The sequence below is a fragment of the Novosphingobium sp. genome, from assembly GCF_041905565.1.
Taxonomy (GTDB): domain Bacteria; phylum Pseudomonadota; class Alphaproteobacteria; order Sphingomonadales; family Sphingomonadaceae; genus Novosphingobium.
The window spans coordinates 25,562-52,141 of the sequence record NZ_JAYRKX010000020.1 but is presented as its reverse complement, the minus strand read 5'-3'; the positions used below and the strand labels follow the sequence as shown (position 1 = coordinate 52,141).

Here is a 26,580-nt window from a genome sequence, read left to right as displayed (position 1 = left end):
GCTAACCGCTCAGACCATGCTTGCCAAGCCATGCCCCCATGCGCATTACCGGCAACAGCGGCATTGACGCCGCCTTCCGTCATTTAGTAAGCATAGCTTACAAAACCACGCCATGCCGTGGAGAGGAGCACCTACCGCCATGAAAACCCGCGCCGCCGTTGCGTTCGCCCCCAAGCAGCCGCTGGAAATCGTCGAGCTCGACCTTGAAGGGCCCAAGGGCGGCGAAGTGCTGGTCGAAATCATGGCCACCGGCGTGTGCCACACCGATGCCTACACGCTTGACGGGTTCGACAGCGAAGGGATCTTCCCCTCGATCCTCGGCCACGAAGGCGCCGGGATCGTGCGCGAGGTTGGCGCGGGCGTGACCAGCGTGAAGCCGGGCGATCACGTGATCCCGCTCTACACGCCGGAATGCCGCCAGTGTAAGTCGTGCCTGTCGGGCAAGACCAACCTGTGCACCGCGATCCGCGCGACCCAGGGTCAGGGGCTGATGCCGGATGGCACCAGCCGCTTCTCCTACAAGGGCCAGACCATCTTCCACTACATGGGCTGCAGCACCTTTTCGAACTTCACTGTCCTGCCCGAAATCGCGGTCGCCAAGATCCGCGAGGACGCGCCGTTCCAGTCCAGCTGCTACATCGGCTGCGGGGTGACCACCGGCGTTGGCGCGGTGATCAACACCGCCAAGGTCCAGGTGGGCGACAACGTGGTGGTGTTCGGCCTCGGCGGGATCGGGCTCAACGTGATCCAGGGCGCGCGGCTGGCGGGCGCGAACAAGATCATCGGCGTCGACATCAACCCCGACCGCGAGGAATGGGGACGCAAGTTCGGCATGACCGAATTCCTCAACTCAAAGGGCATGAGCCGCGAGGACGTGGTGGCGATGATCGTCGCGATGACCGATGGCGGCGCGGACTATACCTTCGATGCCACCGGCAACACCGATGTGATGCGCACCGCGCTGGAAGCCTGCCATCGCGGCTGGGGCACCAGCATCATCATCGGCGTGGCCGAAGCGGGCAAGGAAATCAGCACCCGACCGTTCCAGCTGGTGACCGGCCGCAACTGGCGCGGCACCGCGTTCGGCGGGGCCAAGGGCCGCACCGACGTGCCCAAGATCGTTGACATGTACATGACCGGCAAGATCGAGATCGACCCGATGATCACCCACGTGATGGGGCTGGAAGAAATCAACACCGCGTTCGACCTGATGCACGCGGGCAAGTCGATCCGTTCGGTCGTCGTTTTCTAAGGAGAGAGCAATGTTCACCCATATCTGCATTTCGGCGCAGGACCTGGCCCAGTCGAAGGCCTTCTACGATGCCGCGCTGGCGCCGCTGGGCGTTGCCAGCATCGGCCAGGTGAATGATCGCACCTGCGTCTATGCCACCGAAACCGGCAAGCTGCTGGTGATGACCCCGGCCGATGGCGGGCAGGCGACCTTTGCCAACGGCGGTACGATCGGCTTCGAGGCCAAGGACGCCGCGACTGTCGATGCCTTCCATGCGGCTGGCCTGGCTGCGGGCGGCACCGATGAAGGCGCGCAGGGGCCGCGTCCCAATGCGCCGGGCAACGCCTATGGTGCCTACCTGCGCGATCCGGTCGGCAACAAGATCTGCGCCTTCTGCCAGCTTCCCGGCTGAGCAGGGTATAGCGGCATGGAACAGGTCAGCGCCAATCGCAGCCACGGCGGAGTGCAGGGGGTCTATACCCACCAGTCCGCCGTCACCGGCACGCCGATGACTTTCTCGGTCTTCGTGCCCGACCACGCGGAAGGAGCTAAGCTCCCGGTCTTGTGGTACCTGTCGGGGCTGACCTGCACCCATGCCAATGTCACCGAAAAGGGTGAGTATCGCGCCGCCTGCGCCAAGGCCGGGGTGATCTTCATCGCCCCCGATACCTCCCCGCGCGGCGATGACGTGCCCGATGACGCAGGCTATGACTTCGGCAAGGGCGCGGGCTTCTATGTCGATGCGACGCGGGAGCCGTGGGCCGCCAATTTCCGGATGCGCAGCTACATCGAACAGGAACTGCCAGCGCTGATCGCGGCGCAGTTCCCGATGGCCGACATGGCCCGGCAGGGCATCACCGGCCATTCGATGGGCGGCCACGGCGCGCTGACCACCGCGCTGCGTAATCCCGGCCGGTTCAGGTCGGTCAGCGCCTTTGCGCCGATTGTCAGGCCGCTCAACTGCCCCTGGGGGGAAAAGGCGCTGGGCGGCTATCTGGGCGCGGACCGCGCGGTCTGGCGGCAGTATGACGCCTGCGCCCTGATCGAGGACGGCGCGCGCCTGCCCGACTTGCTGGTCGACCAGGGCGATGCCGACAATTTCCTGCACGAACAGCTCAAGACCGGGCTGCTGGTCATGGCCTGCCGCAAGGCCGGCATTCCGGCGACGATCCGGATGCAACCGGGTTACGACCATTCCTATTACTTCATTTCCAGCTTCATGGCCGATCACGTGGCCTGGCACGCGCAGCGGCTGACGGCATGAGCGGGGCGGCCAGTCTCGACGCGATCCTGGCCGATTTCGCGCCCGAGCAGGCCAGCCTGCTGCCGATCCTTCACGAAGTGCAAGCCGCCTTCGGCTGCGTCGATGCGGCGGCCGAGGCGGCGATTGCCAGCCATCTCAACCTCAGCCGCGCCGAAGTGCACGGGGTGGTCAGCTTCTACCACGATTTCACCCCCGCGGCCGATCCGCGCCCCTGCGTGCAGCTGTGCCGGGCGGAAGCCTGCCAGGCGCGCGGCGTCGATGCGCTGGTCGCCGCAGCGGAAGCGGCGGCGGGCAGCCGGGTGCGGATCAAGACGGTCTATTGCCTGGGCCTGTGCAGCGCCGGCCCGGCGGCGCGCGTGGGCGATACACTGCACGTGCGGCTGGACGAGGCCGCGCTGGTCGATCTGGTGAACAAGCTGTGAGCGTGGTGCGGATCAGCGACGATGCGCTGGCCCTCGCCTGCGGGGCGGACGCGCTTGCCACTGCGTTCGAAGCGGCGGGCTGCACGGTCGAGCGGGTGTCGAGCTGGGGGATGCACTGGCTCGAACCGCTGGTCGAGATCGACGGAAACGGGTTCGGCCCGGCGGGCGTGGGCGATGTCGCCGCGATCCTTGCCGGCACTTCTGACAAGGCGATCGGGCGGATTGCCGATCATCCCTTCATCGCCGGGCAGCATCGGCTGACCTTTGCCCGCGCGGGCAAGACCCGGCCGCTCAGTCTGGACGACTATGCCGCGACCGGCGGCTGGGCCTCGCTGGAGCGGGCGCGGGCCTTGGCCCCGGCCGAGGTCGTCGCGCAGGTGCTGCAATCGGGCCTGCGCGGGCGCGGCGGGGCCGGGTTTCCGGCGGGGATCAAGTGGCAGACCGTCGCCAACGCGCCGGGCACCCGCAAGTTCGTGGTGTGCAACGCCGACGAGGGCGATAGCGGCACCTTTGCCGACCGGATGTTGATGGAAGGCGATCCGTTCCAGCTGATCGAGGGCATGGCGATTGCCGCCCATGCGGTCGGCGCCGGGCAGGGCTACATCTACGTCCGCAGCGAATACCCCCATGCCATCGCCAAGCTGAAGGCCGCGATTGACCTGGCCCAGCCGCATATCGTCCCGTTCCGGCTGGAAGTGCGCGTCGGCGCGGGCGCCTATGTCTGCGGCGAGGAAACCAGCCTGCTCAACAGCATCGAGGGCAAGCGCGGCGAAGTGCGGGCCAAACCGCCGCTGCCCGCGCTGGAAGGGCTGTTCGGCTGCCCGACCGTGGTCAACAACGTGCTGACCCTGGCCGCAGTGCCGCACATCCTGGCCGAGGGCGGGGCGAGCCTTTACGACAGCCTGGGGATCGACCGTTCGAAGGGCACCATGCCGATCCAGCTGGCCGGCAACATCCGGCACGGCGGGCTTTACGAGACGGCCTTCGGCATTTCCCTGCGCGAGCTGATCTTCGACATCGGCGGCGGCACGGCCAGTGGCCGCCCGGTCAAGGCGGTGCAGGTCGGCGGGCCGCTCGGCGCCTACATCCCGCCCAGCCAGTTCGACTTGCCGTTCGATTACGAGGCCTATGCCCGCGCCGATGCGCTGATCGGCCACGGGGGGATCACCGTGTTCGACGACAGCGCCGACATGGGTGCGATGGCGCGCTTCGCCTTTGAATTCTGCGCGGCGGAAAGCTGCGGCAAATGCACCCCCTGCCGGATTGGCTCGACCCGCGGGGTGGAACTGATCGACCGCATCCGCGCCGGCGGCAAGGCCGGAGCCGACGCGGTCGAGGCGCTGCCGCAGATGCACAACGCCCGCAAGGCCGGGCGCAGCCGCGCGGAAGACCTGGCCCTGCTGGCGGACCTCGCCGAAACGATGCAGAGCGCATCGCTCTGCGCGCTGGGCGGTTTTACCCCCTATCCGGTGATGAGCGCGCTGAAGCACTGGCCCGAGGATTTCGGGCAATGATGCTCGGCGCGGTGCTGGCGGGCGGGCAATCGTCACGCTTCGGCAGCGACAAGGCGCTGGCCATGCTCGATGGCGAAACCCTGCTGGCCCGCGCGGTGGCGGCGCTGTCGCGCTGGTGCGATGCGGTGGTGGTGGTTGGGCGTGACAGCGCTCCTGCTCCGACTCTGGCCGATTGGCCGCGCCCGGGCATGGGCCCACTCGGCGGCATCGCCGCCGCGCTGCGCCATGCGGGACAGAGCGGCTGCGACGAAGTGCTGACCCTGGGGGTCGATTGCGCCGATCTGCCGGGTGACCTGCCCGCCCTGCTTGGCGCCGCGCCGGCCTATGCCGCATCGCAGCCGGTGATCGCTCGCTGGCCCGCCAGCGCGCTGGGCGATGTCGAAGCGATCCTGAACGGACCCGGCAAGCACTCCTTGCGCGCACTGGCCGAACGCTTGGGCGCAAGGGCGGTGCAGCTGCCGCGCGATCCTGCCAATATCAACACGCCAGCGGATCTGGCGGAACTGGAGAAGCGCCATGGGCTATGAACGGCAGGCCGATTTCGGCACGCCCGAAGTCTGCTCGGACACCCCGGTCACCCTGACGATCGACGGCCGCGCCGTGACCGTCCCCGCCGGGACCAGCGTGATGCGCGCCGCCGGGCAGTGCGGCGGCTCGATCCCCAGCCTCTGCGCGACTGACAGCGTCGCGGCCTTCGGCTCGTGCCGGATGTGCCTGGTCGAGATCGAGGGGCGGCGCGGCACCCCGGCCAGCTGCACCACCCCGGTCGAACCGGGCATGGTGGTCCATACCCAGACCCCGAAGCTCGCCAAGCTGCGCCGCTCGGTGATGGAACTCTACATTTCCGATCACCCGCTCGATTGCCTGACCTGCAGCGCCAACAACGATTGCGAATTGCAGGATACCGCCGCCGAAGTGGGCCTGCGCGATGTGCGCTATGGCTATGGCGGGGCCAATCATCTGGGCCTGCCGGTCGACACGTCGAACCCCTATTTCGATTTCGATCCCAGCAAGTGCATTGCCTGCTCGCGCTGCGTGCGCGCCTGCGACGAGGTGCAGGGCACGCTGGCGCTGACGATCGACGGGCGCGGCTTTGCCAGCAAGGTTTCCGCCGGGCAGGCGAGCGACGATTTCCTGTCGAGCGAATGCGTGTCGTGCGGGGCCTGCGTCGCGGCCTGCCCGACCGCGACCTTGCAGGAAAAGGCGGTGAAGGAGATCGGCAAGCCCGAGCGCGCGGTCGTTACCACCTGCGCCTATTGCGGGGTCGGTTGCACTTTCCGCGCGGAAATGAAGGGCGAACAGCTGGTCCGCATGGTGCCGTGGAAGGACGGCAAGGCCAACCGCGGCCATTCCTGCGTCAAGGGCCGCTTCGCCTGGGGTTATGCTAATCACCAGGACCGGATCCTCAGCCCGATGATCCGCGACAGCGTGGACCAGCCCTGGCGCGAAGTCAGCTGGGACGAGGCGCTGACCTACACCGCGAACAAGCTGAACGGCATCAAGGCGCAATACGGCGCGCGGGCGCTGGGCGGGATCACCTCCAGCCGCTGCACCAACGAGGAAGTGTGGCTGGTGCAAAAGCTGGTCCGCTCCGGCTTTGGCAGCAACAACGTCGATACTTGCGCGCGGGTGTGCCATTCGCCAACCGGCTATGGGCTGTCCAAGACCTTCGGGACTAGCGCGGGGACGCAGGACTTCGACAGCGTGATGGACGCCGACGTGGTCATGGTGATCGGCGCCAACCCCACCGATGGCCACCCTGTCTTCGCCAGCCGCCTGAAGCGCCGGCTGCGCCAGGGTGCCAAGCTGATTGTGATCGACCCGCGCCGGATCGACCTGGTGCGCAGCCCCCACATCGCGGCCGCACATCACCTGGCGCTGCAGCCCGGCACGAATGTCGCCGTGTTGACCGCAATGGCCCATGTGATCGTCACTGAAGGGCTGGCGGATGAGGCCTTCATCCGCGAACGCTGCGACTTCGACGAATACCAGGACTGGGCGGCCTTCGTCGCGCAGGAGCGGCACAGCCCCGAAGCGCTCGAACCCGTTACCCGCGTGCCCGCCGCGGAACTGCGCGCCGCCGCCCGGCTCTATGCCACCGGCGGGAATGGCGCCATTTACTATGGCCTTGGCGTGACCGAACACAGCCAGGGCAGCTCGACCGTGATGAGCATTGCCAACCTCGCCATGGCCACCGGCAACATCGGCCGGCGCGGGGTGGGGGTGAACCCGCTGCGCGGGCAGAACAACGTGCAAGGCAGCTGCGACATGGGCAGCTTCCCGCACGAATTGCCGGGCTATCGCCATATCTCGGGCGCGGAGGTGCGCGCCAGCTTCGAGGCGGACTGGGGCGTGCCGCTGGACGCGGAACCGGGCCTGCGCATTCCCAACATGCTCGACGCCGCATTGGATGGCAGTTTCCGCGCGATCTACATCCAGGGCGAGGACATTCTCCAGTCCGACCCCAATACCCACCACGTTGCCGCCGGGCTGAAGGCGATGGACCTGGTCATCGTCCACGACCTGTTCCTCAACGAAACCGCCAACTACGCCCACGTCTTCCTGCCGGGCAGCACTTTCCTTGAAAAGACCGGGACCTTCACCAATGCCGAACGCCGCATCCAGATGGTGCGCAAGGTGATGGAACCGGCGAATGGCCTGGAAGACTGGCAGGTGACGCAGGAACTGGCCAAGGCGATGGGGCTGGGCTGGAACTATGCCCACACCGGCGAGATCATGGACGAAATCGCCCGCCTCACCCCAAGCTTTGCCGGAGTCAGCCACGCGCGGCTTGATGCCGAAGGCTCGCTGCAATGGCCGGTCAACGACAAGGCGCCCAACGGCAGCCCGATCATGCATGTCGATGGATTCGTGCGCGGCAAGGGCAAGTTCATGGTGACTGACTATGTGCCCACCGATGAAAAGACCGGCCCGCGCTATCCGCTGCTGCTGACCACCGGGCGCGTGCTCAGCCAGTACAACGTCGGCGCGCAGACCCGGCGCACCGGCAACAACGTCTGGCACCAGGAAGACCTGCTGGAAATGCACCCCAGCGATGCGGAGAACCGGGGCCTCAAGGATGGCGACTGGGCGCGCCTCGCCAGCCGCACTGGCGAGACCACCCTGCGCGTGACGGTGACCGACCGGGTTGCACCGGGCGTGGTCTATACCACCTTCCACCACCCGGCGACGCAGGCCAACGTGGTCACCACCGAATATTCCGACTGGGCCACCAACTGCCCCGAATACAAGGTGACCGCGGTGCAGGTGCTGCCCAGCAACGGGCCGAGCGAATGGCAGGAGTCCTATGCCAGCTGGTCCGAAAAGAGCCGCCGGATCAGCCGCGTGGCGGCGGAGTAGGCGATGGACATCAACCGCCTGCGCTACATGGCCGACCAGATCGCCCGCAACCTTGCCCCCCAGGGCGAGGCAGCGGCGATCGAGGGAACGTGCCAGCACATCCGCGACTTCTGGGATCCGCGCATGAAAGCCGCGATCCTGGCCGATGACCACGCGGCGCTCTCGCCCATTGCCCGCGCCGCGGTGGAGCGGCTATCGCGCGGCTGAATTTACACAAGGATCACCCCATGCCCGGCCTGCGTCCCGAGATCGATCCCACCGGCCTGCTCGAATATTCGGTGGTCTTCACCGACCGTTCGCTCAACCACATGAGCCTGGCCTTCCAGCAGGTGATGCGCGAGATTCACGCCGGGCTGTGCGAAGTCTATGGCGCGGCGCGCGCCGTGGTGGTGCCGGGAGGCGGGACTTACGGCATGGAAGCGGTCGCGCGCCAACTGGCCACCGGCAAGAAGGCGCTGGTGATCCGCAACGGGTTCTTTTCCTACCGCTGGAGCCAGATCTTCGAGATGGGCCGCATCCCTGCGGACGAGATCGTGCTGAAGGCGCAGCGGCAGGCGGATGGTTCCTTCGCGCCGTTCCCGCTGGACCAGGCGGTGGAACGGATCCGTGCGGACCGGCCCGACGTGGTCTTTGCCCCGCATGTCGAAACGGCGTCCGGCATGATCCTGCCCGACGCTTACCTGCGCGCGATTGCCGATGCGGTGCACGAGCACGGCGGGCTGTTCGTGCTCGATTGCATCGCCTCGGGCTGCGTCTGGGTCGACATGGCCGCTACCGGCGTCGATGTTCTGCTGTCCGCCCCGCAAAAGGGCTGGTCGTCGCAGCCCTGCGCCGGCCTTGTCATGCTGAACGATGCAGCGCTGGAACGGGTGCGCGCCGCGCAGTCCACCTGCTTTGCGATGGACCTTGGCAAGTGGCTGACGATCATGGAAGCCTACCTGAACGGCGGCCACGCTTATCACGCGACCATGCCGACCGACGCCCTGCGCGCCTTCCACCGCGCGATGCATGACACCCGCGCCGCCGGGTTCGAAACGCTGCGCGCCGCGCAGTGGGAACAGGGCAATGCCGTGCGCGCCATGCTGGCGGCGCGCGGGGTGCGTTCAGTTGCAGCCGAAGGGTTCACCGCGCCGGGCGTGGTGGTCAGCTTTACCGACGATCCCGAAATCCAGAACGGCAAGAAGTTTGCCGCGCTGGGCCTGCAAGTTGCCGCCGGGGTGCCGCTGATGATCGACGAAGGGCCGGACTACAAGAGCTTCCGCATCGGGCTGTTCGGGCTCGACAAGCTGCTCGACGTGCCGGCCAGCCTCAAGCGGCTGGACGCGGCCTTCGCCCAGGTGTTCTGACCCCGCGCCCGCTCAGGGATCGACGAAAGTCGCGGGGCGCTTTTCCATCTGGCTCATCACCGCCTCGACCTGGTTCTTCGAGCCGATCAGGGCCTGCTGCTCGACGCTTTCGGCCATCAGGATTTCCTCGACCGAGGCGTGGAGATAGGCGTTGAACAGGCGCTTGGCGGCGCGCTGGGCCTGTGGGTTGCGGTTGGCGATTTCGGCGGCAATCGCGGTGGCGCGGGCGACCGGATTGGCATCGACGATCGTGGCGAAGCCGTATTCGAGGGCCTGGCTACCGGTGAATTCGCGGTTGGTATAGGTCAACTCGCGCAGCATGTCGTCGCGCACCGTGCCGCGCCACAGGGCATAGCCGGCCATGTCGGGCACCAGCCCCCACTTCATTTCCATCACCGCCATGCGCGCGGTCGGATCGACCACGCGGATGTCCGCGCCGCTCGCCACTTGCAGCCCGCCGCCAAAGCAGACGCCGTGGACCGCCGCGATCACCGGGACCGGCAGCTTGCGCCACTGCATCGCCACCTGCTGGGCATGGTTGGAATTGCCGTGGGTCCGGTCGGTCAGCGGCACGCGGTCATGCCGGGCGGTGTTGGCCATGCTGCCCATGTCGAGCCCGGCGCAGAAGCTGCGCCCTTCGCCCGCCAGCACCACGCAGCGCAGCCCGCGCATTTCGTGCAGCGCGCGGCCCGCATCGAGCAAAGCGGCGAACATGTCGGGATCGAGCGCGTTCATCTTGTCGGCGCGGATCAACCGCACCTGGGCAACGCCGTTGTCCTCCATCGTGATTTCGACGCGGCCGGCCGGCTTCATCTCATACCGCATGATCGGTTCCTGCTCCCTGCTGATGCATTGCTTCGCCGCTTTCCTCGCCCAAACGCAGGTAACCGTCCAGCGCCAATTTGCCACTGGCCGGGGGCAAGGGCAGCGCGCCGGGCTGGGCCAGGCGGTAGGCCCCGTCGGGCAAGGTTTCGATCAGCCCGTCCAGCCCCGCGACGCGCAGCTTGGCGCGCAGGCGGCTGATGTGCACCGCCAGGCTGTTGGTTTCCGGCCGGAACGACAGGCGCCACACGTCGCGCAGCAGCACTTCGGCGCTGACCGGGGTGCCCGGCTCGTCGCTCAGCCGCCACAGCAGCGCGAATTCGCGCGGGTGCAGCGCCAGCCCGCGCCCCGCCAGCATCCCGTCGCGCGCCAGCAGGTCGAGCCGCAGCGCCCCGAGCTGGCGGTGGCGCGGCAGCGCTCCGGCGCGCTCGATCCGTTGCAGCGCGCGCGCCTCGACCTCCTCAAGCTGGGCGCCGGGCGGCAGGGCATCGCCAAAGCCCAGTCGCAGCAGCCGCGCGCGCTCCTCGCTGCAGCCGACGCCCAGCATCAGGATGCGCGCGCGGCGGCGCGGGGCGGCCCCGGTCAGGGCCAGCCATTCGGCAAAGGCCAGGCCGTGGGGCATGGCCAGCAGGGGGTGCAGTTCATCGTCGCCCGCGGTGCGGACCCGCTCGGTCAGCCGCCAGCCCAGCCGGCGCAGGTCCCAGGCAGCGGGGATCGGCCCCGCCGCCAACCATTCAAACCGCCGCAACGTGCCCCCTTGCACTTTTCACAGTTGGATCAACAGGCTGCACAGTTTCCCGAACGGTGCAAGCAGAGTTGCTGCCACGGCGAGGCGGTTGGCGCTGTGATCCCGGTCACCGTCCGGCCTAGGCGGCCGAGCTGTTGACCCCCATGCTGGCGAGGTAACGCTTCACGTTGCGGGCGGCCTGGCGCAGGCGCTGCTCGTTCTCGACCATGGCGATGCGGACATAGCCTTCGCCTTCCTCGCCGTAGCCGACGCCGGGGGCGACCGCGACTTCGGCGTGGGTCAGCAGCTGCTTGGAAAATTCCAGGCTGCCCATTTCCTTGAGCGCCGGGGGCAGCGGCGCCCAGGCGAACATCGAGGCCTTGGGGCTGGGAATGTCCCACCCGGCGCGGCCGAAGCTTTCCACCAGCACGTCGCGGCGCTTCTGGTAGAGCTCGCGGTTCTTCTCGACGATGTCCTGCGGACCGTTGAGCGCAGCGCAGGCCGCCGCCTGGATCGGCGTGAAGGCGCCATAATCAAGGTAGCTCTTGACCCGCTTCAATGCGGCGATCAGCCGCTGGTTGCCGACCGCGAAGCCGACCCGCCAGCCGGCCATCGAGAAGGTCTTGGACATCGAGGTGAATTCCACCGCGACATCCTTGGCCCCCGGCACCTGCAGGATCGAAGGGGTCGGGTTGCCATCGAAATAGAGTTCGGAATAGGCGAGGTCGGACAGCACCCAGACCTTGTTTTCCTTCGCCCAGGCAACCAGCCGTTCATAGAACGCCAGGTCGACCGTTTCAGCGGTCGGGTTCGACGGATAGTTGACGATCAGGATCGACGGGCGCGGCACGGTGAAGGCCATGGCCCGGTCCAGCGCGGCGAAATAGGCTTCGTCCGGCGTGGTCGGGACCGAACGGATCGTCGCGCCGGCGATGATGAAGCCGAAAGTGTGGATCGGGTAGCTGGGGTTGGGGGCCAGCACCACGTCGCCCGGCGCGGTGATCGCGGTTGCCAGGCTGGCCAGCCCTTCCTTCGAGCCCATGGTCATCACCACTTCGGTCTCGGGATCGAGGTCGACCCCGAACCGGCGGCCGTAATAGTTGGCCTGGGCCTTGCGGATGCCGGGGATGCCCGACGAGGCCGAATAGCCATGGGCATCAGGCTTTTGCGCCACTTCGCACAGCTTGTCGATCACGTGGCTAGGCGGGGGCAGGTCGGGATTGCCCATGCCCAGGTCGATGATGTCCTTGCCTGCCGCTCGTGCTGCTGCCCGCATGCCGTTGACTTCGGCGATGACATAGGGCGGCAGTCGCTTGATGCGGTAGAATTCCTCGGACATTGGACCTTTCCAGATTGCGCGCCTCATGCGGCGCTGGCCGGTCCTTATCAGGCTTTGCGCGGAAAGCCACCAGTGCGTTGCAGGAACAGCGCGGTCAGCAGCGTCGGCAGGCCCCAGGCCAGCCAGGCATCGACGGCGTAGAACTGCGGATAGAACCGGTACGAGCCATAGATCGCGAACAGCGCCAGGTAGACCCGGAAGAAGATTGCTCCGCTGGTCGCCGCGGTCATCAGCAACATGCAGGCGCGGTGTGCCTCGCGCCGGCCATGGCGGATGTGCCAGATGCCCAGCGCCAGCAGTACCAGCCAGACCGCGCCCTGCGCGGTAAAGCCCAGCGCCGATCCCAGGGTCACCGGCTCGATCAGGGCCACCGGAAAGGCGGTCAGCCCTGCCAGCAGCACGTCCAGCGCCGCCAGTCGCGCCACCGGGCGGTGCCAGCGCGGGTGCCCGCTCAGCAACAGCGCGGCGGGGACCAGCAGCAGGGCCAGCCCGCCGGTCACCATGTGGACCGGGAAGATCACCGGCAACAATTCGGCCTTGATCAGCAGTTCCTCGGGAAACTCGTCGATCACCAATGGCGCGCGCAACGCCTTGTATGCAGTGACTATTACAAAGGCCGCCAATGCTGCTAGGATCGCGCCGCGTAACAGCCGCGCAGGAATCGCGCTACCCGGTGTCGGCCCTGAACTGGAGGAAGACATGAAGTCCTTATCCCACCGCCTGGCCGTGATGTCGATTGCCGCCGCCGCCCTGATCGGCAGTGCCGCCCAGGCCGGTCCTGCCGCGACCAGCCCCTATTACGGGCGCTGGGTTTCCAGCGACGGCGACAGAACCTTTTCCGCTCGCGGGCGTGACTATCGCACGGTCGACATTGCGCCCTGCGGCAACGATTTCTGCGGAGTCAGCGTTGGCGCCAATGGCCAGTGCGGCCCGGTGCTGTTCCGGTTCCTGGCCAAGCGCGCCAATGCCGACGATGCCCTGCGCGGCCACGGCAAGTGGGGCAAGGACCGGAAGAACGTGGTGATCTATTACTTCGATTACGAACAGGACCAGGGCGGCAAGCAGCTCGAGCTCTACCTTGGCAAGGGATACGATTTCGGGGAACGGTCCGACAACATGCCCAGCTTCCACACGATCTATGCGCCCAAGGGCAAGGCGGTTTGCAAGGCCCGCTGATCGCGCTAGACGTTGGGTCAGGGGATGAGAGGACCCGAATCTGCAATATGCCGGCGCTAAGCGCTTGCCGGAACGGAGTCCTGCATGACTGACAAGTCCAATCCTGCCGATCTTGCCGGAATGTTCACTGGCCTGTTCCAGCAACAGGCGGAACTGGCGCAGCAGATGTTCGGTCAGCTTGCCCCGGCCACTGCCGCCGCGGGTGAGGACGAGGCCGTGGGTGACCTGGCCCAGTGGGCCAGCGTAGCCCAGCGCCTGCAAACGCTGTGGCTGGATTTCCAGCGCGAACAGGCGAGCCAGGCGGCGGGCAAGCTGCCTTCGCTGCTGCTGGCCGATCCGGGCAATTTCGCCGGGATCATGCAGGGCTGGCTCAAAGCGCTGCCGCTGTCCTCGCCCGAAACGCAGAAGCGCATGTGGGATGAAAGCATGGCGCTGTGGGAAGGGGTGCTGGGCCAGTACGGCATCGGCCCGCGCGCGCATGAAAAGGGCGCGGGCGGGGTGGAACTGCCACGCAAGGACCGCCGCTTCGCCGATCCCAAGTGGCGCGACCAACCGTTCTATGCGCTGGTTCACCAGACTTACCTGCTGCTGGCCGAACAGATCATGGCCATGGCGGAAAATGCCGAAACCGGCGATCCGGCCCGGACCGAACAGCTCAAGTTCGCCGCCCGCACCCTGGTCGAGGCGCTGAGCCCCGCGCATTTCCCGATGACCAACCCGCTGGTGGTGGAAAAGACCATGGCGACGCGCGGCGAAAACCTGGTCAAGGGGATGGAGCACCTTCTGGCCGACATGCGGCGCGGGCAGCTGACCCACGTCGATCCCGCGGCCTTCCGCCTGGGCGAGAACATCGCGTCGACCCCCGGCAAGGTGATCAAGCAGACGCCGCTGTATCAGCTGGTGCAATACAGCCCGACCACCGAAAGCGTGCTGGAAGTGCCGCTGGTGATCTTCCCGCCGTGGATCAACCGCTTCTACATCCTCGATCTCAGCCCGGAAAAAAGCTTCATCCGCTGGGCGGTGGAACAGGGTATCACCGTATTTGTCGTGTCCTGGAAATCGGCCGACGAAAGCATGAAGGACGTGGTCTGGGACGATTACATCCGCGCCCAGATCGACGCGATCGACACAGTGCGCGAGCGGCTGGGGGTGAAGAGCGTCCACACGATCGGCTATTGCGTGGCCGGGACCACGCTGGCCGCCACCCTGGCGGTGCTGGCCCGGCGGGGCGAGGCCGACAAGGTCAAGAGCGCGACCTTCTTCACCGCTCAGATCGATTTCGAAAAGTCGGGCGAACTCAAGGTTTTCATCGACGATCAGCAGCTTGACGCCCTGACCAAGCTGTCGGCGCAGACCGGGTATCTTGACGGGCGCTACATGGCGGCAACCTTCAACCTGCTGCGCGGTAACGATCTGATCTGGAACTACGTGGTCAAGAATTACCTGCTGGGTGAGGATTACCCCGCGTTCGACTTGCTGCACTGGAACGGCGATGTCACCAACCTGCCGGCCAAGTGGCATATGTCGTATCTCAAGGACCTCTACCGCGACAACAAGCTGGTGGTGCCCGATGCGCTCAGTGCCGATGGCACTCCGATCGACCTGACGCGGATCGAGACCCCGGCCTATGTCCAGGCCGGGCGCGAGGATCACATTGCGCCCGCCGCCAGCGTGTGGCGCCTGACCCGGCACCTGCGCGGGCCGTGGACTTTCCTGCTGGCCGGATCGGGCCACATCGCTGGGGTGGTCAACCCGCCCAGCGCCAGGAAATACCAGTACTGGACCAACGAAGGTCCGGCCGAAACGTTCGATGACTTTGTCCAGGGCGCGACCGAAACGCCGGGCAGCTGGTGGCCGCACTGGCTGGGCTGGCTGCGCCGGCAGGACCAGGCCGAAGTGCCGGTCAAGGGCAAGCGGGTGCCTGGGGGCAAGGGCGATACCGTGCTGGAAGACGCCCCGGGGACTTACGTCAAATCGCGGTAAAACTTTGAAAAACATGTGTAGTGTGCGGCTTATGTTGCACTGCACAAAATTGCCTTGACTTCGCACGCGCAATATCTATTTTGTGCACTGCAACATGAACCGTGCCGATGGTCGGTGCGGATCGTGCGAAGGAACGTGCGATGGCTGAAGCCACCGAAACGAAGATGGATCAGGCGCTGGCCGAAGTCGTGGCGGAACAGACCGCTGCGGCGCAGGCTGACCTGACCCCCGTCAAGCAAAAGGCTGCGCCGGCGAAGAAGGCCGTGGTCGCCGCCAAGCGTGCTGCTGCGCCCAAGGCTGCGAAGCCTGCGACGAAGAAGCCCGCTGTCAAGAAGAGCGTGAAGCCCGCCGCCAAGCAGGCAGCGGCCAAGACCACCCCCATCTCGCAGATCAAGGACACCATCATGGCCAAGACCCAGAACGTCGCCGAAGATTTCACCGCCAAGGCGAAGGAAGCCTTCACCGAAGCGCAGGACCGCGCCAAGGCCGTCTATGAAAAGGGCACTGCCCTGTTCGCCGATGCCGGCGAATTCAACAAGGGCAACATCGAAGCGCTGGTCGAATCGGGCAAGGTGCTGGCCGCCGGCCTGCAGTCGCTCGGCAAGGACTATGTCGCCGAAGCCAAGACCGCCATCGAAACCGTCCAGGCCGACGTCAAAGAACTGGCCACGGTGAAGAGCCCGGCTGACTTCTTCAAGCTGCAGGGCGAAATCCTGCGTCGCAACTTCGATGCCGCTGTTGCGTCGGGTTCGAAGCATTCGGAAGCCATGGTCAAGCTGGCGAACGAAGCGTTCGCGCCGGTTTCGACCCGCGTCAGCCTGGCTGTCGAAAAGGTCAAGCAGGCCGCCTAAGGGCGGGCCGCTCCTCGCGGGAACCGGCGCTTCCTCTCCACGCCGGGCCCGCGGGTCCCCATCCGGGCCGGGTAGCCATAGGGCTGCCCGGCCCGTTCGGCTTTTTGCAACCCATGTCAGGCAAACGCTTGTCTTATCACCCCTCGATACGATATTTTGCGCCGATGCCATTTGATCAGAACCTTGCCGACAACCTGTTCCGCGCTGCCGAGGATGGCGGGCGCGAGGGCGATTCCGGCGGGCAGAACCAGGTCGGCATCGCCACCAAGACCCGCGCCAAGCCGAAAAAACCCAGCCAGTTCAAGGTGCTGATGCTGAACGACGACTACACCCCGATGGAATTCGTGGTGATGTGTCTCAAGCGCTTCTTCCACATGGACCTGGAACAGGCGACGCGGGTGATGCTGCATGTTCACCAGAAGGGCGTGGGGGTTTGCGGGATCTTCCCTTACGAAATCGCCGAAACCAAGGTGAACCAGGTGATGGACTATGCCCGGCAGAACCAGCACCCGCTGCAATGCACGCTGGAAAAGGCCTGACCTAGCCGATCCGCGCCAATGCGGCGCGCAACGCCGAATAGTGCGATGCGCCCGGCAGCAGTTCCAGCCGTGATCCCGGCATGGCCGCAAGCAGTGCCCGGCCCATCGCTGGCGGGGTCCAGTTGTCCCGGTCGCCCTGCCAGATCGTTACTTCGCCGCTGACCTGGCCCAGCACATCGCGCCAGTCGGCCACATAGGCCAGAACTTCGGTTTCAAAGCCCCGGAAATCGCGGCCCAGGCCATCGCGCAGCACTGCCGCCATCCTCTGACGAAAACCCGGATCGCGCGCCAGCTCGGCATCGCCGCCCTGAGCGGTGGCCAGCAATCGCCCCAGCAAAAAGCCGGGGAAATGCCGCGCCAGCGAGCCCTGGGCGCGTGCCACCGTGGCGAACAGGCCGGGCTGCCGCGCCGCCATGCGGAAGATCGGCCCCCCGGCCATGTCTGGCAGGAAGTTGCCCAGTTGCAACGGCGCCGCCGGGGATACCAGGTCCAGCGCGGCGGCCTTATCGCCCAGCAGTGCGGCAGTGCGCAGCGCGGCAAAGGCCCCGGCCGAAAAACCGATCAGGCGCACGCCGCCCGGAAAGGCCGCAGCGAGCCGCGCCGCAATCGCCTCGACCGTTTCGGCCGGGTCGTTGCGGTCAGCCAGCCAAGCACTCTCGCGCAGGGCGGGCTGGGCGTTCACGGCCCATTCGCCCGGCCCGCCGGGCATGCCGTGGAAATAGACCAGCGGCAGCGGTCTCACCCTTCGGGCAGCTTGCAGATTTCGACCCATTGCGCGCCGGTCAGCGCGGCCAGGCGCAGCGGCTCGATCTCGATCGAACTGGTGCGCGATCCGGCGGCGGGAAAGACCGTGGGATAGTCCAGCAGCGAGCGGTCGGCGACAATCGGCACCGGGTTGGCCAGGCCAAACGGGCAGACCCCGCCCACGCCGTGGCCGGTCAGCGCCAGGGTTTCGTCCGGGTCCAGCATCCGCGGGCGGCCGCCCAGCGCGGCCTTGCATCGCGCATTGTCGAGCCGCGCGTCGCCCCGCGCGATCAGCAGGTGCGGCTGGTCACCCACGCGGAACGCCAGGGTCTTGGCAATCCGGCCAGGCTCCACCCCCAGCACTTCGGCGGCTTCCGCCACGGTGGCGGTGCTGCGCGCATGGTCGATCAGTGCGAGATCCGGCGCATGGACAGCCAGCCAGGCAAGGACGCTGTCCTGGCTCATCGCCGCAACCGTTCCACCAGGGCGCGGGCGGCGGCGGTCACTTCGGCCCAGGTCTGTTCGAACCCGGCTTCCTCGCCATACCATGGATCGGCCACGGCTTGTCCTTCGCGCCCCGGCACCAGATCGAGCAGCAGGCCCAGGTGCGCGCCGTGCCCAGCCGGGGCAATGCGCTGCAAACCCTTGAGGTTGTTGTGATCGAGCGCGAAGATGTGGGTGAAGTCGTCAAAGTCCTGCGCGCGGGCCTGGCGGCCACGCAGGCCGGAAATGTCCACCCCGTGCCGCTGCGCGGTGCGGACCGCGCGGGCATCGGGCGCTTCGCCGACGTGGTAATCGGCAGTCCCGGCCGAATCGACCCGCAGCGCAAGGCCCGCACGGGCCGCTTCGGCGCGCAGCGCGCCTTCGGCCATGGGGGAGCGACAGATGTTGCCAAGACAGACGAACAGCACCGCGCCGTCAGGCATCGTCCTCTCCATACCGCTCCATCCGGAACGCGGCCTTGAGATAGTCTTCCGCCGCTGCCTTGAGCATCGGCTCCTTGGCGAAGGCATCGGCGGGCAGCGGGGCAATGCCCAGCGCGTCCATCAGCGTCCACAGTGCGAACTTGCGGCCCGGCTCTCGTTCCACCCCGAAGGCGATCTTCAGGCGTTCAAGCGCGCGCTCGTATTCGGCTTCGGTCAGCTCTGCCGGATCCTCGGTGCCGAAGAAATGCTGGATCAGCGTGTCGAGGTCCATCGGCCTAGAGCCAGCCCAGCGCCTGCGCGCCCCACAGCGCGGCGCCCCCGGCCAGCGCGGCTAGCAGGTAGCCGCCCCAGCCCTGGCGCTGCTGCTGCCGCCGTTCCCAGAGCAGTTCCACTTCCGGCAGCGGCGGGGCCTCGGGCGCGCCGCCCTTGGGCGGGAACTTTTCCTCGATCCGCCGCACCAGGTCAGGCAGGCCCAGCAGGGTCTGGGCATCCTTGCGCAGCCGATCGGCAATCGCGGCTTCCGGGCCGAGTTCGTCCCGGATCCAGTCGCGCACGAAGGGCGAGGCGACGTCCCACATGTTGATCTGCGGGTCGAGCTGGGTGGCCAGCCCTTCGACCATGACCATGGTCTTTTGCAGCAGCAGCAGGTGCGGCTGGGTCTGCATGTCGAATTCGCGGGTGATCGCGAACAGCGAATCGAGCATCTGCCCGACCGACAGTTCGCTCACCGGGCGGCCGCGGGTAGGTTCGCCCACGGCGCGCAGCGCGGTCGCGAATTCATCGACCGAATGATAGCTCGGGACGTATTGCGCCTCGAAATGGATTTCCGCGACGCGGCGGTAATTGCCGGTGGTCAGGCCATAGAGGATTTCCGCCAGCCACAGCCGCGCCCGCCGGTCGATCCGGCCCATGATGCCAAAATCGATCGCGGCGATGGTTCCGTCGGCCTGCACGAACAGGTTGCCCTGGTGCATATCGGCATGGAAATAGCCTAGGCTGATCGCCTGCTTCAGGAAAGTCAGCACCAGCCGCCGGGCCAGCGCGGACAGATCGTGCCCGGCAGCGCGCAACGCTTCGGTTTCGCTGATCTTGATCCCGTCGATCCAGTCGACCGTCATCACCCGGCCGTTCGTCCGGTCCCAGTCGATCCCCGGCACCCGGTAACCGGCTTCGGCCTGCATCTTTTCGGCCAACTCGGACGCGGAGGCCGCTTCGCGCCGCAGGTCGAGCTCGCGCAGCGTCCAGCGTTTGAAATTGGCGATGACCAGCCGGGGGCGGAGCCGCGCCGGCTCGCCGCCCAGCGCTTCGAGATGGGCCGCGGCCCATTCATAGGTCTGGATGTCGCGGGCGAACTTTTCGCGGATGCCGGGACGCAGCACTTTCACCGCGACGGTGCGGCCGTCGGTGGTCACCGCGCGGTGGACCTGCGCGATCGAGGCCGCGCCGACCGGCACTTCCTCGACACTCGCGAACAGCGCCTCGACCGGCTTGGCGAAGCTTGCCTCGATCTCGCGGCGGATCGCGGCGAAGGGCACGGGCGGCAGGCTGTCCTGCAGCAGCAGCAGGTTGGCGGCGGCTTCATCGCCGACGATGTCGGGGCGGGTAGCCAGCGTCTGGCCCAGCTTGATCGCCGCCGGGCCGATGTCCTGAAAGGCACCGGCATAGTCCGGCAGGCGCGGCTGGAACGTGCCGAACCGGGCGAGGCGCGCCAGGCGGCGGACCGGCGGCGGCGTGTTGGGATCGCGCTCGATCCCGCGCAGCGCACCATGCCGCGCCAGGGTGCGGCCCCAGCCCAGCAGCCGCACGATATGCGTCAGAGGACGCGTCACTTCAGATCTTCCACCCCGAATGGATCGCGACCAGCCCGCCCAGGATCGGTTCGACCCGGGTGTTCACGAAGCCGGCCTGGCGGATCATCGCTTCGAATTCCGGCATGGTCGGAAAGCGGCGGATCGATTCGATCAGGTAGCGATAGCTTTCGGCATCCCCGGCAATCGCCTGGCCGATCTTGGGCACCAGCTGGTGCGAATAGAAGTCATAGACTTCCTTGAAGCCGGGCCATTCGGTGGTCGAGAATTCCAGGCAATAGAACCGCCCGCCGTGTTTGAGCACACGGTAGGCTTCGGCCAGGGCCTGGTCGATCCGGGTGACGTTGCGGATGCCGAAAGCGATGGTGTAGGCATCGAAGAACCGGCTGGGAAAGCTCAGCTCCTCGGCGTTCTGGCGCGACCACACCAGGCTGTCGAGCCCGCGCTCCATCGCCCGTTCGATGCCGACGTCCAGCATGTCCTGGTTGATGTCGCTGACGGTGATCTGTGCACCCTTCGCCGCCATGCGGAAGGCGATGTCGCCGGTGCCGCCCGCCATGTCGAGGATCTGTTCGCCCGGCTGCGGTTTCACCCGCCGCACGAACTTGTCCTTCCACAGGCGGTGCATGCCCACCGACATGGCGTCGTTCATCACGTCATACTTCTTCGCCACGCTGGAGAAGACCGCGCCGACGCGCTCGGTCTTCTCCTCGGGAGAGACCTGTTCGTAGCCGAAGGATACCTGTTCGCTCATGCCGCGCGCCTTAGCCGCAAGCGGGCGCAGGTGCCAGCAATTCCGTGCGCGGCGCGGATCAGTTCGCGGCCGGCGGCGGGAACATGCAGGGGGCCAGGTGGGCGAGGAAATCCTGCTTGCCGATCTCCACCCCCTGGGCGCGCAGGATCGAATAGGCGGCCATCGCGTGGAAATAGAAGTTGGGCACGGCAAACCCGGTCAGGAAGGTGTGCCCATCAAAGCGCATGCCCGCGCCATTGGGGAAGGTGATCACCACTTCGCGGCCGATCCCGGCATCGTAAGCGGCCGGATCAATCGACTGGAGATAGGCGATGGTCTTGTCGCAGCGCGCCTTGAGTTCGGCAAAGCTGGCTTCGGTATCGGGCATGGCGGGCGCTTCCGCCCCGGTCAGCCGGGCGCCCGCGCCCTTGGCCGCGTCCGAGGCGATCTGGTATTGCCGGGCCAGCGGGAACATGTCCGGCGCCAGCCGGGCCTCGATCAACTCGGCCTCGCTCTTTTGCGCGGCAGCCTTGTCCAGCCAGGTGCGCATGTTGGTCAGCATGGCGATGAACGCGGGGACAGTGGACTGGTAGGCGGACATGGTGGTTCTCCCGGGGATGTGTTGCTTGCCGCCTTGCTAGCTTCGGCCGATTTCGGTTGCAATTCGAAACTATCGCTGCTGCCACATGGACAAGCCGCAAGCGCCGCCCTACCTCCATCGCCATGCCCGAGCTACCCGAAGTCGAAACCACCGTGCGCGGCCTGGCGCGCTATCTGGACGGCGCGCGGATCGCGCGGGTCGAGCAGCGCCGCGCCGATTTGCGCCGGCCGTTTCCCGATGGGCTGGTCCAGGTGCTGACCGGCGCCACGGTCAGCGGCATGGGGCGGCGGGCCAAATATGGCCTGGTCCATCTCGATCGCGGGCAGACCATGGTATTCCACCTTGGTATGTCGGGGCGCTGGCGAATCGAGCCCGAGGAGCTGGGGGCGCACGACCATCTGGTGCTGGAAACCGAAGCCGGCCACCGCCTGTCGCTGTGCGACCCGCGCCGGTTCGGTTCGGTCGACCTGGTTGATAGTGCGGAGCTGGAAACCTGGCCCCGGTTCGCGGCGATGGGCCCCGAACCGCTGGGCGACGCTTTGACCGCCGCGCATCTCAAGTCCGCGCTGGCGGGACGCAGCGCCGCGATCAAGCTGATGCTGCTGGATCAGCGGATCGTCGCGGGGCTGGGCAACATCTATGTCTGCGAGGCGCTGTTCCGCGCCGGGATCGATCCGCGCAAGGCCGCGGGGCGGGTATCGACGGCGGCGCTGGCGCGGCTGGTGCCGGCGATCAAGGCCGTGCTGGGCGAAGCGATCGAGGCAGGGGGATCGACCCTGCGCGACTATGCCCAGCCCGATGGCCAGCTCGGCTACTTCTCGAAGCAGTTCGATGTCTATGACCGGACCGGGCAGCCGTGCAGCGTGTGCGGGGCGCCGGTCCAGCGATTGGCGCAAGGCGGGCGCAGCACCTGGTTCTGCGCGAGGTGCCAGAAATAGCACGAGTGCTTGACGATTCGGGCAGGCGTGGGTAAGGGCCGCGCTTCCTGCGGGGACGGCCTCGGTCGATTCTCCGCTATCTGTACGAGATTCAACCGATAGGGCTGCGCCGTCGCAGCCGAACGAAGGACGAAAATGGCCAATACGCCGCAAGCCCGCAAGCGCATCCGTCGCAATGAACGCCGCGCCGAAATCAACGGCAACCGTCTCGGCCGTATCCGCACTTTCGTGAAGAAGGTCGAAGCTGCCCTGGCTGGCGGCGACAAGACTGCGGCCGCTGAAGCGCTGAAGGCTGCGCAGCCCGAACTGGCGCGCGGCGTGGCGCGCGGCGTGCTGCACAAGAACACTGCCTCGCGCAAGCTGTCGCGGCTGACCAAGCGCGTCTCCGCGCTCTGATTCGCGAATCGGGGAAGGCTCCCTAGGGGCTTTCTCGGAGAACGAAATCCGAACAAGGCCGGCGGGGCTCCCGCCGGCCTTTTCCGTTGTGCGGCGCAACCGGAATGCTGCGTCGCACTAACCCGGTGGAATTGCACGATTCGTGCGGGGTGTTTGGAAAAAATCCATGACTAACAACTGATTAGTCATAATCGAGGGATTCTCCGCAAGCACCTTGAGTCAAGGGCATTTATTTCAGTTTATTTGCAGTCCGCGCCTTGCCCTTACCGGTCACTCCTCCATAAAACCGGAATTGCCCGAGGCGCTTTCAGCCCGGGCACTACTGAACAGATTCGATGTGTCGTCCGGCCGCTTTCGGGGGGTGGCTGGTTCTGTGCCCGGGCCGCAAGGCTCGGCATGGGTGGGTGTGATATTTGGATTCGGGGGCGGACCGGGTGACTGGTACGGGAACGGGCGGACAGCGCGGTAATGCGCCTGCCAGCAACAGGACTGAACACGAGCGCATGATGGACGAACAGGAAGCGCTCGATCTCGCAGCGGATTGGGCAGACATCAGCCAGGGCCTGCGCAAGGACCTTGGGCAGCAACTGCACAGCCAGTGGATCAAGCCGATCCAGCTGGGCGGCATCTGCAAGGATACGGGCACGCTCGATCTCTATCTGCCGACCGAGTTCGCCGCCAATTGGGTGACGGACCGGTTTGTCGATCGGCTTTCGCTGGCGTGGAAGATCGCCCGGCCCGACGTTCGCCAGGTGCGCGTCTCGGTGCTGCCGGGGCGGCGTGCGCTGCCCGGCCTGCGGCTTGGCGGCGATGATCGCGGCCGGCGTGCGGCCAACGATGGCGCTTCGGGCGGCCAGCCGGGCGATGCGCTGGGGCTGGGCATGGCGGAACTTGGCACGCTGGGCCAGGCTTCGATCGGGCTCGATCCGTCGCTGACCTTCCAGAGCTTCGTGACCGGCGCGGCCAATGTGCTGGCCAGCAACGCGGCGCAGCGCATGGCGGCCACCGAAACCCCGCAATTCGCGCCGCTCTACCTCAAGGCGGCGACCGGTCAGGGCAAGACGCACCTGCTCCACGCGATCGGCCATGCCTATCTGGCGGCCCATCCGCGGGCGCGGATTTTCTACTGCTCGGCCGAACGCTTCATGGTCGAATTCGTCCAGGCGCTGCGCCAGAACCAGACGATCGAATTCAAGGCGCGGCTGCGCGGGTTCGACCTGCTGCTGGTCGATGACATCCAGTTCATCATCGGCAAGGCTTCGGCCCAGGAAGAACTGCTCTACACGATCGATGCCCTGCTGGCCGAAGGCAAGCGGCTGGTGTTCGCCGCCGACCGTGCGCCCCAGGCGCTCGACGGGGTGGAACAGCGACTGCTCAGCCGCCTGTCGATGGGCCTGGTGGCGGATATCCAGCCCGCCGACATCGAGCTGCGCCGCGCGATCCTCGAACACCGGCTGGCGCGGTTCTCGCCCACCCATGTGCCGGCGGACGTGGTCGAATTCCTGGCACGCACGATCAACCGCAACGTGCGCGAACTGGTTGGCGGATTGAACAAGCTGATCGCCTATGCCCAGCTGACCGGCCAGGCCGTGTCGCTGCAACTGGCCGAAGAACAGCTGACCGACATCCTCTCGGCCAACCGCCGCCGGATCACGATCGACGAGATCCAGCGCACGGTCTGCCAGTTCTACCGGGTCGACCGCACCGAGATGGCCAGCAAGCGCCGCGCCCGCGCGGTGGTGCGCCCGCGCCAGGTGGCAATGTACCTGGCCAAGGTGCTGACCCCGCGCAGCTACCCGGAAATCGGCCGCAAGTTCGGCGGGCGCGACCATTCGACCGTGATCCACGCCGTCCGCCTGATCGAGGATCTGCGTGCCCGCGACGCGGACATGGACGGCGACGTGCGCAGCCTGCTGCGCCAGCTGGAAAGCTGAGCCGGGGCGGGGCTTGTCCCCGCCCGGTCCACCATCTGCCCACCAGTCATGCACGGCCGGTCCACCGGCCGTGCACAAGATTGTCCACAGGGCGCGCCCGGCCTGCCCGGGCGCGGTTCAGGCCATGCGGTAGCGGATCGGCAGGCGCTTCAGCCCGCCGGTGTGGTTGGTCTTGACCCATTCCGCCGGCCCGGCCAGCTCGATGCTTTCGACCCGCGCGGCGATTTCGCGGAACAGCGCCTCGACTTCCATTTCGGCCAGGATCCGCCCCAGGCAGTGGTGCGCGCCATAGCCGAAGGCCACGTGGCGGTTAGGGCTGCGGTCCACCCGGAACTGGTCCGGATCGGCAAAGACAGTCTCGTCCCGGTTGCCCGAAAGGTAAACCAGGCACACGCTTTCCCCGGCGGCGATCGCCTGCCCGCCCAGCTGGGTGTCGCATGCCGCGGTGCGCATGAAGTGCCGCACCGGCGTCGCCCAGCGGAACATTTCCTGCGCGGCGGACGGGATCAGCGCCGGATCGGCGCGCAGCCGGGCGAACTGGTCGGGGTTAAGCGCCAACTGCATCATGCCAACGCCGACGGAGGAGCTGGTGGTATCGTGCCCGGCGGCGGCCAGCAGCATGCCATAGGACAGCGTGTCGATGTCCGACAGCGGCGCATCGTGCAGCCGGGCATTGGCTACCACCGACATCAGGTCCTCGGCAGGTTGGCGGCGGCGATCCGCCACGACCGCGCCCAGGTACTGGAAGAATTCCATCGCCACGTCTTGCCCGTACTGGCCGCTGCGCTGCCGGTCGGGGTCCTGCGCGCCGAACAGTTCCTGGGTCAGCCGCAGCACCAGCGGCGCATCGCTGTCGGGCAGCCCCAGGATCGAGGTGATCATGATCAGCGGATAGGGCACCGCGATTTCCTCGATGAAATCGCATTCGCCGCCCAGCGCCGCCAGCTTGTCGACATATTCGCGTGCCAGCACGGTCATGCGCTCGCGCAGGGTGTCGAGGAAGCGCGAGTTGAACCAGCTTTGGGTCAGGGCGCGGTGATCGCGGTGATCGGCCCCGTCCATGTCGAGCAGGGTCCGCACCGGCCCGGTGCGCACGCCCCATTGGGCGATGATCGCGTCCTCGATGTCACGCGGGATCAGGGTCTGGCGCGGTGCGGCCAGCCAGGTCTTGCTGTCGCGTTCCACCGCCATGATGTCGTCGCGGCGCAGCACGGCCCAGAACGGGCGGTAGGGTTCCTGCTCCACCCACAGCACCGGGCCAATGGCGCGCAGTTGCTGGCAGCGCCGGGCCACTTCGGCCTCGTCGAGGTAGGCATCGGGCGAAAACACGTCGAGCGTGGCAAGCGGTCTGGTCATTCCGGCATCTCCCAACAGGGGCGGCGCCGGTCTGGTCGTGTCGGCGCGCCTGGTTGGCGGGGATAATCCGGAACTGGGCCCCAGTGTGCGTCGCGTCGCCCAAAATGGGCGGCAAGGGCCGTTCAGCTTGCCGGAGAACCTTCGTCCAGCGCGGCCAGCAACTCGCGCAGGTAGCGCACCGAACTGTCGGTCAGGCCGTCCAGGCTGTCCTTGGCCAGGTCGGTTATCGCCAGCAGCCCCTGGGCGTCGCGCTCGACCCAGCCCCGCGCGAGCAGCGCCGCCACCTTGCGCCGCACGGTTTCGCGCGGAATGCCGCTGTAATCCGCGATCGACTGCAAGTTGATCGCCACCGGCCTGACCGTGCTGACCGGACTGGCGCGAAATTCCTCCTCGGTCATCGTGGCGGGCGCGTTGCGGGCCGAAAAGCTGCGTTCGCCAATGATCGACAGGACCAGAAACAGGTCCAGGTCCCCGTCCAGCGCCGCCCGGCAGGCCACTAGATGGCGCGTCAGCCCGGCCACGTGCAGGGCGTGCAGCTTGCCAAAGCGCGAGTCGAACGAGTGTTTCAAG

General features: G+C 66.9%; 29 protein-coding genes. 16 read left to right on the top strand and 13 right to left on the bottom strand.

The features are described from left to right. Nucleotides 1-139 precede the first annotated feature (139 nt). The 9 genes from ACE3N9_RS14510 to ACE3N9_RS14470 are packed head-to-tail and all read left to right on the top strand — an operon-like array spanning nt 140 to nt 9,137. Nucleotides 140-1,252: an S-(hydroxymethyl)glutathione dehydrogenase/class III alcohol dehydrogenase gene (locus tag ACE3N9_RS14510; protein ID WP_374284795.1), complete on the top strand. Its 1,113-nt coding sequence runs from the start codon at nt 140-142 to the stop codon at nt 1,250-1,252. 10 nt (nt 1,253-1,262) lie between these two features. Then, nucleotides 1,263-1,643 carry a VOC family protein gene (locus ACE3N9_RS14505; protein WP_374284792.1) on the top strand — a complete coding sequence of 127 codons (381 nt, stop codon included), beginning with the start codon at nt 1,263-1,265 and terminating at the stop codon, nt 1,641-1,643. Nucleotides 1,644-1,658: 15 nt separating this feature from the next. Then, complete coding sequence (fghA, locus tag ACE3N9_RS14500; RefSeq protein WP_374284791.1) at nt 1,659-2,495, top strand: S-formylglutathione hydrolase; 837 nt, start codon at nt 1,659-1,661, stop codon at nt 2,493-2,495. Then, a complete protein-coding gene (locus tag ACE3N9_RS14495; RefSeq protein WP_374284789.1) occupies nt 2,492-2,917 on the top strand; it encodes an NAD(P)H-dependent oxidoreductase subunit E in 426 nt (141 codons plus the stop codon). The genes fghA and ACE3N9_RS14495 overlap by 4 nt, the downstream gene beginning before the upstream one ends. Next, complete coding sequence (locus ACE3N9_RS14490) at nt 2,914-4,431, top strand: NADH-ubiquinone oxidoreductase-F iron-sulfur binding region domain-containing protein (RefSeq protein WP_374284787.1); 1,518 nt, start codon at nt 2,914-2,916, stop codon at nt 4,429-4,431. Before ACE3N9_RS14495 ends, ACE3N9_RS14490 begins: the two co-directional genes overlap by 4 nt. After that, complete coding sequence (locus ACE3N9_RS14485; RefSeq protein ID WP_374284785.1) at nt 4,428-4,958, top strand: molybdenum cofactor guanylyltransferase; 531 nt, start codon at nt 4,428-4,430, stop codon at nt 4,956-4,958. The genes ACE3N9_RS14490 and ACE3N9_RS14485 overlap by 4 nt, the downstream gene beginning before the upstream one ends. Further along, nucleotides 4,948-7,791 carry a formate dehydrogenase subunit alpha gene (fdhF, locus tag ACE3N9_RS14480; RefSeq protein ID WP_374284784.1) on the top strand — a complete coding sequence of 948 codons (2,844 nt, stop codon included), beginning with the start codon at nt 4,948-4,950 and terminating at the stop codon, nt 7,789-7,791. Before ACE3N9_RS14485 ends, fdhF begins: the two co-directional genes overlap by 11 nt. 3 nt (nt 7,792-7,794) lie before the next feature. After that, the gene (locus ACE3N9_RS14475; RefSeq protein WP_374284782.1) at nt 7,795-7,998 is read left to right on the top strand and encodes a formate dehydrogenase subunit delta; all 204 of its coding nucleotides are present in this window, start codon (nt 7,795-7,797) and stop codon (nt 7,996-7,998) included. A gap of 20 nt (nt 7,999-8,018) precedes the next feature. Continuing rightward, a complete protein-coding gene (locus tag ACE3N9_RS14470; RefSeq protein WP_374284780.1) occupies nt 8,019-9,137 on the top strand; it encodes an aminotransferase class V-fold PLP-dependent enzyme in 1,119 nt (372 codons plus the stop codon). A gap of 12 nt (nt 9,138-9,149) precedes the next feature. Here the strand turns inward: ACE3N9_RS14470 and ACE3N9_RS14465 are convergent, their stop codons facing one another. From ACE3N9_RS14465 to ACE3N9_RS14450, 4 genes are all read right to left on the bottom strand, one after another. After that, nucleotides 9,150-9,962 carry a crotonase/enoyl-CoA hydratase family protein gene (locus tag ACE3N9_RS14465; RefSeq protein ID WP_374284778.1) on the bottom strand — a complete coding sequence of 271 codons (813 nt, stop codon included), beginning with the start codon at nt 9,960-9,962 and terminating at the stop codon, nt 9,150-9,152. Beyond that, entirely contained in the window at nt 9,952-10,707 is a 756-nt protein-coding gene (locus ACE3N9_RS14460) for a winged helix-turn-helix domain-containing protein (RefSeq protein WP_374284777.1), read from the bottom strand. Before ACE3N9_RS14460 ends, ACE3N9_RS14465 begins: the two co-directional genes overlap by 11 nt. 118 nt (nt 10,708-10,825) lie before the next feature. Further along, on the bottom strand, nt 10,826-12,025 hold the full coding sequence (locus tag ACE3N9_RS14455; RefSeq protein WP_374284776.1) for an LL-diaminopimelate aminotransferase: 1,200 nt from the start codon (nt 12,023-12,025) through the stop codon (nt 10,826-10,828). Between the two features lie 47 nt (nt 12,026-12,072). Continuing rightward, entirely contained in the window at nt 12,073-12,597 is a 525-nt protein-coding gene (locus tag ACE3N9_RS14450; RefSeq protein ID WP_374284775.1) for a DUF2306 domain-containing protein, read from the bottom strand. 127 nt (nt 12,598-12,724) lie between these two features. Between ACE3N9_RS14450 and ACE3N9_RS14445 the strand changes: the two genes are divergently transcribed. The 4 genes from ACE3N9_RS14445 (at nt 12,725) to clpS (ending at nt 16,574) form a co-directional block, all read left to right on the top strand. Next, a complete protein-coding gene (locus tag ACE3N9_RS14445; RefSeq protein WP_374284774.1) occupies nt 12,725-13,201 on the top strand; it encodes a hypothetical protein in 477 nt (158 codons plus the stop codon). 84 nt (nt 13,202-13,285) lie between these two features. Further along, nucleotides 13,286-15,184: a PHA/PHB synthase family protein gene (locus ACE3N9_RS14440; RefSeq protein ID WP_374284772.1), complete on the top strand. Its 1,899-nt coding sequence runs from the start codon at nt 13,286-13,288 to the stop codon at nt 15,182-15,184. A 140-nt stretch (nt 15,185-15,324) separates the two neighbouring features. Then, the gene (locus ACE3N9_RS14435; protein ID WP_374284769.1) at nt 15,325-16,035 is read left to right on the top strand and encodes a phasin family protein; all 711 of its coding nucleotides are present in this window, start codon (nt 15,325-15,327) and stop codon (nt 16,033-16,035) included. Between the two features lie 164 nt (nt 16,036-16,199). Next, nucleotides 16,200-16,574 (top strand): ATP-dependent Clp protease adapter ClpS, encoded by a 375-nt coding sequence (gene clpS / locus ACE3N9_RS14430; protein WP_374284767.1) that lies wholly within the window; start codon nt 16,200-16,202, stop codon nt 16,572-16,574. A 1-nt stretch (nt 16,575) separates the two neighbouring features. Here the strand turns inward: clpS and ACE3N9_RS14425 are convergent, their stop codons facing one another. Genes ACE3N9_RS14425 through ACE3N9_RS14395 form a run of 7 tightly spaced genes read right to left on the bottom strand, consistent with a single transcriptional unit; the run spans nt 16,576 to nt 21,386 of the window. Continuing rightward, nucleotides 16,576-17,316, bottom strand: coding sequence for an alpha/beta hydrolase (locus ACE3N9_RS14425; RefSeq protein ID WP_374284765.1), 741 nt, complete (start codon nt 17,314-17,316; stop codon nt 16,576-16,578). Next, nucleotides 17,313-17,783 carry a YbaK/EbsC family protein gene (locus ACE3N9_RS14420; protein ID WP_374284764.1) on the bottom strand — a complete coding sequence of 157 codons (471 nt, stop codon included), beginning with the start codon at nt 17,781-17,783 and terminating at the stop codon, nt 17,313-17,315. The genes ACE3N9_RS14425 and ACE3N9_RS14420 overlap by 4 nt, the downstream gene beginning before the upstream one ends. Next, on the bottom strand, nt 17,780-18,244 hold the full coding sequence (locus ACE3N9_RS14415) for a low molecular weight protein-tyrosine-phosphatase (protein ID WP_374284762.1): 465 nt from the start codon (nt 18,242-18,244) through the stop codon (nt 17,780-17,782). Before ACE3N9_RS14415 ends, ACE3N9_RS14420 begins: the two co-directional genes overlap by 4 nt. After that, nucleotides 18,237-18,515: a hypothetical protein gene (locus ACE3N9_RS14410; RefSeq protein ID WP_374284761.1), complete on the bottom strand. Its 279-nt coding sequence runs from the start codon at nt 18,513-18,515 to the stop codon at nt 18,237-18,239. The genes ACE3N9_RS14415 and ACE3N9_RS14410 overlap by 8 nt, the downstream gene beginning before the upstream one ends. Before the next feature lie 4 nt (nt 18,516-18,519). After that, nucleotides 18,520-20,073: a 2-polyprenylphenol 6-hydroxylase gene (ubiB, locus tag ACE3N9_RS14405; RefSeq protein ID WP_374284760.1), complete on the bottom strand. Its 1,554-nt coding sequence runs from the start codon at nt 20,071-20,073 to the stop codon at nt 18,520-18,522. A 1-nt stretch (nt 20,074) separates the two neighbouring features. Beyond that, complete coding sequence (ubiE, locus tag ACE3N9_RS14400; protein WP_374284759.1) at nt 20,075-20,806, bottom strand: bifunctional demethylmenaquinone methyltransferase/2-methoxy-6-polyprenyl-1,4-benzoquinol methylase UbiE; 732 nt, start codon at nt 20,804-20,806, stop codon at nt 20,075-20,077. Between the two features lie 58 nt (nt 20,807-20,864). Then, complete coding sequence (locus ACE3N9_RS14395; RefSeq protein WP_374284758.1) at nt 20,865-21,386, bottom strand: DUF1993 family protein; 522 nt, start codon at nt 21,384-21,386, stop codon at nt 20,865-20,867. A 122-nt stretch (nt 21,387-21,508) separates the two neighbouring features. On the opposite strand from ACE3N9_RS14395, the gene mutM reads away from it, so the two are divergent. The 3 genes from mutM (at nt 21,509) to dnaA (ending at nt 24,654) form a co-directional block, all read left to right on the top strand. Then, nucleotides 21,509-22,324 (top strand): bifunctional DNA-formamidopyrimidine glycosylase/DNA-(apurinic or apyrimidinic site) lyase, encoded by an 816-nt coding sequence (gene mutM / locus ACE3N9_RS14390; RefSeq protein ID WP_374284757.1) that lies wholly within the window; start codon nt 21,509-21,511, stop codon nt 22,322-22,324. 135 nt (nt 22,325-22,459) lie between these two features. Beyond that, a complete protein-coding gene (rpsT, locus tag ACE3N9_RS14385; protein WP_374284756.1) occupies nt 22,460-22,720 on the top strand; it encodes a 30S ribosomal protein S20 in 261 nt (86 codons plus the stop codon). A gap of 503 nt (nt 22,721-23,223) precedes the next feature. Further along, the gene (gene dnaA, locus ACE3N9_RS14380) at nt 23,224-24,654 is read left to right on the top strand and encodes a chromosomal replication initiator protein DnaA (RefSeq protein WP_374284755.1); all 1,431 of its coding nucleotides are present in this window, start codon (nt 23,224-23,226) and stop codon (nt 24,652-24,654) included. 117 nt (nt 24,655-24,771) lie between these two features. On the opposite strand, the gene ACE3N9_RS14375 is transcribed toward dnaA, so the two are convergent. Both ACE3N9_RS14375 and ACE3N9_RS14370 read right to left on the bottom strand, forming a co-directional pair. Beyond that, the gene (locus ACE3N9_RS14375) at nt 24,772-26,010 is read right to left on the bottom strand and encodes a cytochrome P450 (RefSeq protein WP_374284754.1); all 1,239 of its coding nucleotides are present in this window, start codon (nt 26,008-26,010) and stop codon (nt 24,772-24,774) included. Between the two features lie 122 nt (nt 26,011-26,132). Then, entirely contained in the window at nt 26,133-26,579 is a 447-nt protein-coding gene (locus ACE3N9_RS14370) for a helix-turn-helix domain-containing protein (protein WP_374284752.1), read from the bottom strand. Nucleotide 26,580 lies beyond the last annotated feature (1 nt).